At 34.8% G+C, this 11,463-nt stretch carries 10 protein-coding genes and 1 other RNA gene; 1 reads left to right on the forward strand and 10 read right to left on the reverse strand.

The annotated features are described in order from the left end of the window. Positions 1–68 precede the first annotated feature (68 nt). Genes RWO76_RS06225 through RWO76_RS06245 form a run of 5 tightly spaced genes read right to left on the reverse strand, consistent with a single transcriptional unit; the run spans position 69 to position 5,013 of the window. Positions 69–1,052: an ABC transporter permease gene (locus tag RWO76_RS06225; protein WP_314354801.1), complete on the reverse strand. Its 984-nt coding sequence runs from the start codon at positions 1,050–1,052 to the stop codon at positions 69–71. A gap of 18 nt (positions 1,053–1,070) precedes the next feature. Beyond that, positions 1,071–2,567: a sugar ABC transporter ATP-binding protein gene (locus RWO76_RS06230; RefSeq protein WP_314354802.1), complete on the reverse strand. Its 1,497-nt coding sequence runs from the start codon at positions 2,565–2,567 to the stop codon at positions 1,071–1,073. Then, complete coding sequence (locus RWO76_RS06235) at positions 2,560–2,931, reverse strand: PTS lactose/cellobiose transporter subunit IIA (RefSeq protein WP_314354803.1); 372 nt, start codon at positions 2,929–2,931, stop codon at positions 2,560–2,562. Before RWO76_RS06235 ends, RWO76_RS06230 begins: the two co-directional genes overlap by 8 nt. 4 nt (positions 2,932–2,935) lie before the next feature. Continuing rightward, positions 2,936–3,232: a PTS sugar transporter subunit IIB gene (locus tag RWO76_RS06240; RefSeq protein ID WP_314354804.1), complete on the reverse strand. Its 297-nt coding sequence runs from the start codon at positions 3,230–3,232 to the stop codon at positions 2,936–2,938. A gap of 14 nt (positions 3,233–3,246) precedes the next feature. Then, a complete protein-coding gene (locus RWO76_RS06245) occupies positions 3,247–5,013 on the reverse strand; it encodes an L-fucose isomerase (RefSeq protein ID WP_314354805.1) in 1,767 nt (588 codons plus the stop codon). Between the two features lie 428 nt (positions 5,014–5,441). Between RWO76_RS06245 and RWO76_RS06250 the strand changes: the two genes are divergently transcribed. Further along, the gene (locus RWO76_RS06250) at positions 5,442–6,194 is read left to right on the forward strand and encodes a DeoR/GlpR family DNA-binding transcription regulator (protein WP_314354806.1); all 753 of its coding nucleotides are present in this window, start codon (positions 5,442–5,444) and stop codon (positions 6,192–6,194) included. A 182-nt stretch (positions 6,195–6,376) separates the two neighbouring features. Here the strand turns inward: RWO76_RS06250 and recR are convergent, their stop codons facing one another. The 5 genes from recR to ffs form a co-directional block, all read right to left on the reverse strand. After that, a complete protein-coding gene (gene recR, locus RWO76_RS06255; protein ID WP_006703355.1) occupies positions 6,377–6,973 on the reverse strand; it encodes a recombination mediator RecR in 597 nt (198 codons plus the stop codon). 17 nt (positions 6,974–6,990) lie between these two features. Continuing rightward, on the reverse strand, positions 6,991–7,308 hold the full coding sequence (locus RWO76_RS06260; RefSeq protein WP_314354807.1) for a YbaB/EbfC family nucleoid-associated protein: 318 nt from the start codon (positions 7,306–7,308) through the stop codon (positions 6,991–6,993). 12 nt (positions 7,309–7,320) lie between these two features. Continuing rightward, the gene (gene dnaX / locus RWO76_RS06265) at positions 7,321–9,042 is read right to left on the reverse strand and encodes a DNA polymerase III subunit gamma/tau (RefSeq protein ID WP_314354808.1); all 1,722 of its coding nucleotides are present in this window, start codon (positions 9,040–9,042) and stop codon (positions 7,321–7,323) included. Between the two features lie 100 nt (positions 9,043–9,142). Continuing rightward, positions 9,143–11,287 (reverse strand): UvrD-helicase domain-containing protein, encoded by a 2,145-nt coding sequence (locus RWO76_RS06270; protein ID WP_314354809.1) that lies wholly within the window; start codon positions 11,285–11,287, stop codon positions 9,143–9,145. Between the two features lie 73 nt (positions 11,288–11,360). Next, an RNA gene (gene ffs, locus RWO76_RS06275) (signal recognition particle sRNA small type) lies at positions 11,361–11,460 on the reverse strand. Between the last annotated feature and the right edge of the window lie 3 nt (positions 11,461–11,463).

The following is an 11,463-nucleotide window of genomic DNA, read 5'->3' on the forward strand; positions in this document are numbered from 1 at the left end:
TCTCTCCTTTTATTTATCCTTTATAGGATTTATACTAAAATTTTGAAACACTCAATACTTTTTAACGCTTATTTTTTCTTGTTTTGACGGATTAAGATATCAGAGTAAACCGCTACAATTACTACAAAGCCTGTGATGAATAATTGATAGTGTGGTTGCAAGTCGATATATGGTAAACCAATCTTCAATACTGACATGATGAATACCCCAATAATTGTACCAATTACTGAACCAACACCACCAGCTAATGAAGTACCACCAACTACTACCCCTGCGATTGCATCAAGTTCCATACCGTTACCAGTACCAGGAAGAATTGTTGAGTAAGTTGCTGCATATGCAATACCAGCTAAACCTGCTAATAATCCACTAATCACATAAGCTGTACCTTCCCATTTGATAACATTTACCCCAGAAAGTCTTGTAGCTTCTTTATTAGAACCAATTGCAAAGATATAACGACCAACTTTTGTTTTATTTAAAACAACTGCTGCTAAAAGTGCTACTAGAATCAGAACAATTAAACCTGTTGGAAGATTATCTTGTGTTCTGAATAAGTCTTTATACCAACCTTCACCTGTTCCACGTAATGGGAAAGTGATACTTTGTACATTAGATACGATAGAACTTAAACCACGTGAAATCATCATTGTACCAAGTGTTGCAATGAATGGTGGTAAACCAAATTTTGCAATTAATACTCCGTTGAATAATCCAAATACACCTCCAATCACTAAAATTGCTAAAAGTGCTAACCATAAAGGCCAACCCATTTTTGTATGGAGCACACCACCAGTAATAGCAGCACACATCATTACTGTACCGATAGATAAGTCAATCCCACCAGTGATAATAACGAATGTTACCCCAATAGCTAAAAACCCAATGTAATAAGATGCATCTAAGATGCTGACTGCTGTATCAAATGAACGGAATGATTCACTTGATACTGCAAAAAATCCGAAAATAACAATCAATGCGATTATTGCGATTAATTTTTGTAGCCCAACTGTTTTTACTAGTTTAGTCCAGATGGAGTTTCTCTCTTCCATATTTATACCCCTCTTCAATTATCGATCTGTAGCTAAAGCTAAGATACGTTCTTGTGTTGCTTGACTAATGTCAAGTTCTCCTGTTTTACGTCCTTCACACATAACAACAATACGGTCACTCATACGTAGTATTTCTGTTAATTCTGAAGAAATCATAATGATTGATTTTCCTTGAGCAACTAGCTCGTTCATCAATGTATAAATCTCACTTTTAGCACCAACGTCAATTCCTCGAGTTGGTTCATCAAAGATCAAGATATCACTGTCTTGTTCTAGCCATTTTGCGATAACAACTTTTTGTTGGTTACCACCTGACAAGTTACGAACTAATTGTTTTGAGGATGGTGTTTTTGTTCTTAATGATTGAACAAATTTATCACTTGCTGTAACAATTTCTGCATCATTGATTAAACCACCATGTACATACTTATCTAAGTTTGTCATTACTGTATTATTAGCAATTGTCATATCAACAATACATCCATAACGTTTACGGTCTTCTGATAAGTATCCAATCCCTTCACGAATAGCATCTTGAGGATTTTTAATATCAACTTCTTTGCCATTAATCTTAATGGTACCGCTATCTTTTTTGTCTGCACCAAACAGTAAACGTGCTACTTCTGTACGACCTGCACCCATTAAACCAGAGAATCCTAAGATTTCACCTTTTCTTAATACAAAGCTTACATCTTTTACAGAACTTCCTGCATTTAAATGTTCAACTTCTAAGACTACTGGTGCATCTTCTGCTACTGCTGATGCTGCTTTTGGATCTTCATAAATTGTACGTCCAACCATCATCGCAATAATTTCATCTTTAGTTGTATCTTTTGTATTTACTGTACCAACATATTCACCGTCACGCATAACAGTTACACGGTCAGTAATACGAGCAATTTCGTCCATACGGTGAGAAATATAAGTAATTCCTACACCTTTTTGACGTAAATCATCAATAATCACGAATAATTCATTGATTTCTGATTCAGTTAAAGCTGCAGTTGGTTCATCGAATACGATTACTTTCGCATCCATTGATAACGCTTTTGCAATTTCAACCATTTGTTGTTTCCCAACTGTTAAATGACCCACTTTTTCTTGTGGATTAATATCCAGTTTTAACAAGTTAAATAATTCTTTTGCCTTTTTATTAGCCGCATTATCATCGATAAAGAATCCTTGATTAATTTCTTCACGACCAATGAAAATATTTTGTGCTACTGTTAAATCATTCATCATATTTAATTCTTGGTGAACAATAACAATACCATCATCCATTGCTTCTTTTGGTTTTGAATATTCCACTTGTTTTCCATTATAGTGAATCGTACCTTCATTTGGTTTATGAATCCCTGTTAGTACTTTCATTAATGTGGATTTTCCTGCACCGTTTTCACCCATTAGGGCATGTACTTCTCCAGCTCTTAAGTCGAAATCTACACCTTTTAAAGCTTTTACGGGTCCAAAACTTTTAACGATTCCCTTCATTTCAAGAATAACTGGATTACTCATGCGTTTCACCTACCTGTTCCAGTTTTATAACGCGCTCCTGTAGCGCTTTCATTTGTGTTTGTTGTTCAACGACGATGCCTACCATTTCTAAGAGTAAGTGACTATTCATAAAATGATCTTGTGCATGCACTGCAAGCAATGTTGGAGAACTTGCTTCTCCTTTAATTTCTAATTGAATCATTTCCGTTTGAATATTATGAGCTTCTACTCCTTTAGCTTTTGCTTCATCGAGTAATTCTCTTGCAGATGATAAATCACCTGCAAGAGCACTCTTCATTGATTGCATCGCTAAAGATGTTACTTTACTACTTTTTACTATGAGTTGCATCAACCGTTGTGTATCTGCTTTTTTAGTATCACTCATAAGTTTATCCTAATAATTCAATCCCTTGTTTAAGAACTTCTTCTCCACGCATATTTTCAAAATCTTCATCTGAAATTACTGCAACTGGAATATCAAGGTTTGCTTTTGCTTTTTCTTCAAGATAAGCTAATTGAGGTGATAATAGTAGAACATCTACATTTTTTAAATTATCAACACCTGTAATTCCTACAGAGTAGAATGAATAATCTAATTTATCACGATAAATCACTTCATGAATTCTTTCTACTAACATACTTGTTGTTAATCCGCCAACACAGGCTAAAATAATTGTTTTTGTCATTCTAGTTACCTCTTTTATTTATGAATTGGACCTAATAATTGACAAGCACGGTAATCAGCTGATTCTAAATCTTCTGTTCCGAATAATGACCAATTTTTCGGTCTGAAAATATCTTCTTCATCCACATTGTGCATATTTACTGGAATACGTAGCATAGAAGCTAATGTAATTAAATCTGCTCCAATATGTCCATAAGAGATTGCACCGTGGTTAGCACCCCAGTTGTTCATTACATCGTATACAGACTTGAATGCACCTTTTCCTGTTAAGCGAGGAGCAAACCATGTTGTTGGCCAACCTGGATCTGTACGATTGTCTAATGTATGGTGAACTTCTTCTGGTAATTCTAATGTGTAACCTTCAGCAATTTGTAATACTGGTCCTACACCTTTTAATAAGTTTAAGCGAACCATTGTTACAGGCATATTTCCTTTTGTTAAGAATCGAGTTGAGTAACCACCACCACGGAAGTATTCTCTGTTTGCTGCTGGGAAATCTGTATTTTCAAGCATTGCATCTACTTCATCTTGAGATAATTCCCAGAATGGTTTCATAACAGCTTCTCCATCACGAGTAGCTTGACCTGTACCATCTAAAGTACAAGAACCTGAGTTAATTAAGTGTAAGAATCCATTTTCTGCATGACCTTCTAATTTATGACCTGTTACACGTTCAACTGCATCTGGACTCCAGTAAGTACGAACGTCTGCGAAAATTTGTGGTGTATTTGTTAATAAGTAGTTGAATAACATTGACACACCATTTAATGCATCATTTTCTGTAGCGAAAATGTAAGGACGACGGATACCATTCCAGTCAAATTGTGTATTTAAGAATGTTTCCATAAAGTCCCCATTAGGGAAGTGGTCTGTCCATTGACGTTGACCTTGGAATCCACCAACTAAAGCATAGTGACCAACAGCTTCTTCCTCAAAACCTAGTTCAGCTAAGCGAGGGTTACCAACCATTAAGTCACGTCCAATCATGAACATTTTAATAACAAATTCCCATTGTTTATCTTTTTCTTCACGACTTAATACTAAATCTTCACGGTTACGGTCAAAGCCTTCTTTAACATTTTCTTTTACCCAAGCTAGAGCACGTTCAAATTCTTCATGGTCATAAATACCACGGTCGATACGACGAGTAAATTCTGTCATATCCACTGATTCATTACGCATTCCTAAATATTCTTGGAAGAAATCAGGATCTACGATTGAACCACCAATACCCATTGAAACACTACCCATTGATAAGTAAGCTGTGTCTCTCATTAATCCAGTTGCTAATGCTGCTCTCGCATAACGTAAAAGTTTTTCTTTTACATCTTCTGGAATTTCTGTAGTAGATGCTTCTTGAACATCTTTACCATAAATACCAAATGCTGGAATTCCTTTTTGAGCATGAGAAGCAAGAACTGCTGCTAAATATACAGCTCCTGGTCTTTCAGTTCCATTGAATCCCCAAATAGCATGTGGAATATCAGGTGACATATCCATTGTTTCACTACCATAACACCAACATGGAGTTACTGTAATTGTTGCACAAACATTTGATTTTTTGAACAGTTCATGTGATGCAGCTGCTTCTGGAACACGTCCAATTGTTGATGGTGAAATCACACATTCAACAGGTTGTCCATCTGGATATTTCAATGTTGACTCTAGCAAAGCTGCCACACTTTTGGCCATATTCATTGTTTGTACTTCTAAAGATTCGCGAACCCCTTGACGACGGCCATCGATCGTAGGACGAATCCCGATACGTGGATGTTGTATCATTTTTTCCTTCCTCCTTGTTTATACCTTTTATCAGTACGATTCCTGTAAAATTTAGAATACATTACTGAATTTTAATAACTTCCTACCATTTAAAACATTTGTTTTAAGTATTTCACCCTCCTTAATTTTATTGATACCTGTTGGCGTTACGATGATGGAATAATCATCAAATCGAATCGAGATATTTTAAACTGTTGTACAACTCTTTTTAGTCATCCTTCTAACAATTCATATCACAAATTCGGTTTTAAACTACTTGTTCATCAAATGTCATAATAGTATCCTCTTTTTCTTGATTTCATCATACCAACATTAGAAAGCGTATACAATATATGAAAGCGCTATTGAAATTTCGCCAAAATTTGTGCTATAATTTGTTCATAATTGTTCATAATTATTCAAGGTGTACTATATCAGGAGGGTTTATTATGGTTTCATACGAAAGAATGTCCAAAATCCTAGATATTTTATCGAAAAGAAAAATGATATCTACGATACAATTGGAATCTCTTATGTACTGTTCAACTTCAACCTTAAGAAGGGATTTAATCCAGTTAGAAAAAGATGGAAAGATTATACGAACTCATGGTGAAGTTAGACTAGTTACAACCAATAATGTGGAATATACTTATGATAGTCGAAAACAAGAAGAAACTTCAGGGAAAAAACATATCGCCGAAACAGCTTCAACTTTTTTAACAGACAATCAATCTATTTTTATTGATAGTTCTTCAACAGCTGCTATGCTCGTTCCGTATTTTGCAAAGTTACAAAATTTACGTGTTATTACAAATGGGATTGAAATAGCGCGTCAATTAAATAATTATGATAATATTACTTTGTTTTTCTGTGGAGGGCATATTGATTATGGAACAAATTCGGCATTGGGAGATTTTGCTATCCATTTTATCAATAATTTCCATGCGGATATTTGCTTTATGAGTTGTAGAGGACTTGATCGTTTTGGTGCTTATGAAGCAAACTATAATCAAGCTTTACTAAAACAACAAATGATTGCGAATGCAGATCTTACTGTATTATTAGCAGATTCTTCAAAGTTTAATACGAGTCACTATTTTAAATTATCTAATTACAATGTGATTGACTATATTATTACAAATGAAGCACCTGTTGATTCATTTCAAGACACTGTTACTAAGGAATGTGAAATTCTTTGGTAGTAGGTATTAAATAGTTCTCAACATCATAGACCTTTTTTGTATTTGATTGTTTCAGTGCAAAAAAGGATTTTTTAGATACAAAAAAACTTCCCATAGTAGCACAACTACAATGAGCCTCGCTTTTGCGAGGCTACTTGCGTCCTCCTGCTACTATAACAGGGAAGTCTATTCGTAATTTTATTTTACAGCTCTCTTCGCCCTTCAATTGCTTTGAATAAAGTCATTTCATCTGCATATTCAATATCACTACCCACTGCAAGACCATGAGCTAAACGCGTCACTTTAATACCTGCTGGTTTAATTAAACGAGATAAATACATCGCAGTTGCTTCTCCTTCTGCAGTTGCATTAGTAGCAATAATCACTTCTTCTACAGTAGGATCTTGAAGACGCTGAATAAGAGAAGCCACATTAATATCATCAGGTCCTGTTCCTTCCATTGGGGAAAGAACACCATGAAGAACATGATACAACCCTTTATATTCCTTCATTCTCTCTAAACTCATTACATCTCGACTATCTTCAACAACTAGTATTTTTGTTCTATCCCTAGAAGCATCTTGGCAAATCTCACAAGGATCTTCTTGCGTAATATTCCCACAAACAGAACACATCGTTAAATCCCGTTTACAACTAATGAGTGCATTAGCAAAATTCATCACTTCTTCTTCCGGCATTTCCATGCTGAAAAAAGCTAGACGAGCTGCTGTTTTCGCCCCGATTCCAGGAAGTTTCATATAACTATCCATTAATCGAGCAATTGGTTCTGGATATTGCATCCTCTCACCTCAACTCATTAAAATCCAGGGATATTTAATCCTCTAGTAAATTGTCCCATTGTTTGTTCATTTGCTTTTTCAGCTTGTTCTAAAGCACGATTTGTTGCCATTAATACTAAGTCTTGTAATAATTCAACATCCTCGCCATCAACCGCTTCTGGCTTAATTGATACAGAAAGAACTTGACGTTTTCCATTCACTGTCACTTGTACTAAGTCACTTTGAGAGCTTCCTACATATTCTGTTTGGTTTAACTCCTCTTGAGCTTGTGCCATTTGTTTTTGTAATTTTTGCATTTGTTTCATCATGCCTTGCATATTTCCCATTCCACGCATGTTGATTCCTCCTTAATTATTTTCTGTTTCTTCTGAAATATGAACAATTTCTTCTCCAAACAAATCAATCGTGTTTTGAACTAATTGTTCTACTTCGTTTTTTTCTTCTTCATCAGTCGGGTGTTCTTCCATTTCTGTTGCATGAGTCACACCTTCTGCTTCTTGTTTTTCTTTCTTGTCTCGTAAATAATCTTGTCGAATTTGTACCCATTGTTCTCCTGTCACACTGACAAAATTCCCTGGATACTGCGCTAACGTTTTACAATGACGAGCAATATCTTCATGAAGTTCTACACTTTCCTGCGCTCTTTGGCATAAAATTTCATAATCGAATTTTAAGACAAATCCATTTGGACTAGCTGCTACAGGTTCACTTGCTTTCAATAGCGCTCTTTGAGTGGTCGAAAGCATTTGTAATAAATCGCCCCACAATTCTCTAATAAAAATTAAATCTTTACGAGTTGCAGCATCAAGCACTTTATAAACTTCACCAATATTTGGTTTATACGTACTTGCTTTTGCTTGTGGAGTTGATGTCGCTTTTTTAGGAGTTACTACTCCTTGTCCTTGTAATATTTGAGACATCTGTTGCTGTAAACTTTGTAACTGTTGTTCCAATTGTGAGACATATTCCTGATTCGCTGGGGCTGTTTGCCCGGCTACCGCTACTACTGGTTGAGCCATTTTAATCGTAAAGACTTCTAAACTAATGGTTGGTTTTGTTGTAAATCGCATTTCTTGTTGCACTTGATTTAAAGCATCCATAAAGCGATATAAAAAGGCTTCTTCGACTTCTTTTGCAAATTCCACAAAAGCTTCACTTCTACCAATCATATCTCCAGTTTGTTTAGCCACTAATAAGTCTCTAGAAAATTCTAACCATTCTTCAATTAAACGAGACGCTTCTTTTCCTAGCAATAATAAGTCTTGCAACTGTAATAACGCTGCTTGTGCTTGTTGCTGAGTCAATAAGCGAACAAATTCAATCATTAAATCATCTGTTAAACTTCCAGAAACTTGAATGGCTTGTTCAAAACTCACTTTGTCATCACTAAATGAAATAACTTGATCTAATAAACTTAACGCATCACGCATTCCACCATTAGCACAACGAGCAATAACACTTAACGCTTCTTCTTCATATGCAATCTCTTCTTGTTCTAAAATATAACGAAGTCGTTGAATTATTTCATCATTTGTTATTCTTCTAAAATCAAATCGTTGTGTTCGTGAAATAATTGTTGCTGGAATTTTATGCGGTTCAGTTGTCGCTAGTATAAAAATGACATTTTTGGGCGGTTCTTCCAATGTTTTTAATAAAGCATTGAACGCTCCCGTCGATAACATATGCACTTCATCAATAATATAAACTTTATACGTTGCTTGAGTTGGAGCATAACGGGCTTTATCTCGAATATCACGAATTTCTTCTACCCCATTATTACTCGCCGCATCGATTTCAATAACGTCCCCAATCGTTCCTTCTGTAATGCCTTTACATAATAAACATTCATTACAAGGTTCTCCATCTTGAGGATTTAAACAGTTAATTGCTTTAGCAAAAATTTTCGCAGCACTTGTCTTTCCTGTTCCTCTTGGACCAGTAAATAAATACGCATGACTCGTTTTATGATGGATAATGGCATTTTTCAATGTTTTCGTAACTGCAGTTTGCCCCACCATATCTTCAAATTTTTGTGGTCGCCATTTTCGGTATAACGCTTGATAAGCCATCGGTCTTCTCCTTTTGACTTTATACTAAGAAAACACAACACTACAATTGTAGGTTATGTTTTCTATCCTTTACTATTTTACATTTTTTTATAACATTTGACTACCGGAATGTTCCAAAAATAGACATTGGTGCTTTAGAGTTTGCAATAAAACTTGTCACATCTGGAGTCGTAAAAATATTCAAGCGATGTTTTGCACGAGTGCAAGTTGTATAGAACATAAATCGTTCTTTCATTGTTGCATAGCGATCTTTCGTAGCTTGCCAAACAAATACTTGGTCAAACTCTAGTCCTTTTGCAACTTCAATCGTCGTCACTACTAATCGACTACCTAAAGATTCACTTGTATCTTCTAATAATTCAGCATCATACTCTACTAACTCTTTTTGTAAAGCTTTCGCTTCATCCATTGTGCGACAGAAAATAGCATTTGTATGATAACATTCAGGTGTATCTTCGACTAATTTCTTCAATCGTTCAATTGAAGGTTCTTCATCAACAAATACTCCTACTTCTTCACCTGTACGTGGGAAGACATTTTTATCTAATTCCCAACCTAAAATACCATTAGCAAAACGAGTAATTTGCGCTGTACAACGGTAACTAATTTCTAATGAACGATGTTCTAATACACGTTCTTTGAAAAAGGCTGCTACTAACTCTGGATGACGTTCTTCTAAAGAGAAAATCGTTGTAGCTGTTGAGAATGATTGGAATGTATCTCCAACTACTGTAAATTTCGCACGGAAATAATAATTGGATAATGCTGCCATGAATAATAATGATACATCTTGAACTTCATCAATAAATAAGTGAGTATATCCTTGATAATCACGAATTGGAGCAATCATTGTTGCTACATAAAGTAACACTCTTACTCCTTCTGCTGTTACTTGAAGACGTCCTTCACCTGTATCTTTTAAAGGTAATTGAGCATTATCTACTTTTCCTAATTCTTCTCTACGCTGTTTAGCTAACGGCATCCAGTCTTGTAAATGTTTTGCAAAATTCACAAATGCAAACATTTCTACTTGTTGCTCTGCTTCTAATGATTGTTTTTCAAATACTCGTTGTCCTAGCATTTGATAATACTCTGTTTCACTATTAAATTCTTCATTTTTCATCAACACTTCAATTTGCATAGGAGACATTTCTTCGTATACACGTTTAGCAACTTCAGAAACATAGAAACGATTCAAACGACGTTTTAAGTTCTTTTCTAAGACTTCCTGAATTTGTACCAATTGTTGATATAATGTTAATTTAGGATTTACTTGTTCAATAATTTTTTGATAATCTTTTTCACCAAAAATTCTGAATCCTTTAATTGAAATCGGACGGAAATGTAAATTCGCTACCGATAAAGCTGGCAATTGTTCAACAATAAGAGCTGCCCACTCGCTATCTGTTAAATACGCTCTTCTCGTTTTAGTTGGTATTAACATGCTTGTTTTATTTAAGAAAAATTTCTTAAATAATTCTACTGTATGTTGTGCTAGTGTTTGTTGATATAATTCACTACCGGTTAAATTAGGAATAACGTGTGAAATATATTTAGCAAATAATTGATTTCGTGATAATAACAACATATCATTATGACTTTGATCTTTAGATTGATACATCAAATACGCAATTCGTTGTAATAAAATTGTTGTTTTACCACTACCTGCACAACCATTAACAATGAGCCAATCTTTTTGTTTATGACGAATAATTTCATTTTGTTCCTTTTGAATCGTAGCTGTAATCCCTTCTAAATGTCCATCACGATTCGTTGGGGCACTTAATGTTTCCATTAATAATGATTCTTCATTTTCAACATCATAAACAGATTGAATTTTTCCTTTTTTAATAACAATATCACGCTTTAAAAAGGCTTGTCCATGTTGAATTCCTGAAGGTGTTTGATACGTTAAATCGCCCAAAGTTCCTTCATAAAATAAACTTGCAATCGGCGCTCGCCAATCATATACTAGCACTTGCTTCTCTTCATCAAAAAATGTTGATGAACCAATATACATTTTTTCAACTTCCGGTTCACCTTCAAATTGAACATCAATTCTTCCAAAATAAGGAGATTCTTTTTGATTTTCTAATTGATGAATCGAAAAATCAATAAAATCTTGACGTTGCTGATCCAAATTTTCATCTTTTAATCTTAGTTTTTCAGATTGTATTTTTTCTTCAAATTTTGATTGAACTTCTACTAAGTGCTTTTCTTCTTCTTTGAACCCTTTATTTTTCACTAGAGAGCTCCTCCATCTATCCCAAAATACTGATTTATAAAAACAGGCTGGAACACTAGCCCCAGCCTGTAATTTCTTCTATGTACATACAGCACATAACGAACGATACTTATAGCTGCTTCCTTCCGGACCTGACTCGATTCATATGTTCGCTATTGCCATATGGCCTAACGGCA

Origin of the sequence: uncultured Granulicatella sp., from assembly GCF_963521425.1 — a bacterium.
Classification (GTDB): Bacteria; Bacillota; Bacilli; order Lactobacillales; family Aerococcaceae; genus Granulicatella.

Coding starts and splice junctions, on each gene's coding strand:
- RWO76_RS06240 (WP_314354804.1), bottom strand. CDS start 3,232: ATGACAAAAACAATTATTTTAGCCTGTGTTGGCGGATTAACAACAAGT.
- RWO76_RS06260 (WP_314354807.1), bottom strand. CDS start 7,308: ATGCGTGGAATGGGAAATATGCAAGGCATGATGAAACAAATGCAAAAA.
- RWO76_RS06250 (WP_314354806.1), top strand. CDS start 5,442: ATGGTTTCATACGAAAGAATGTCCAAAATCCTAGATATTTTATCGAAA.
- RWO76_RS06225 (WP_314354801.1), bottom strand. CDS start 1,052: ATGGAAGAGAGAAACTCCATCTGGACTAAACTAGTAAAAACAGTTGGG.
- dnaX (WP_314354808.1), bottom strand. CDS start 9,042: ATGGCTTATCAAGCGTTATACCGAAAATGGCGACCACAAAAATTTGAA.
- RWO76_RS06245 (WP_314354805.1), bottom strand. CDS start 5,013: ATGATACAACATCCACGTATCGGGATTCGTCCTACGATCGATGGCCGT.
- recR (WP_006703355.1), bottom strand. CDS start 6,973: ATGCAATATCCAGAACCAATTGCTCGATTAATGGATAGTTATATGAAA.
- RWO76_RS06235 (WP_314354803.1), bottom strand. CDS start 2,931: ATGAGTGATACTAAAAAAGCAGATACACAACGGTTGATGCAACTCATA.
- RWO76_RS06230 (WP_314354802.1), bottom strand. CDS start 2,567: ATGAGTAATCCAGTTATTCTTGAAATGAAGGGAATCGTTAAAAGTTTT.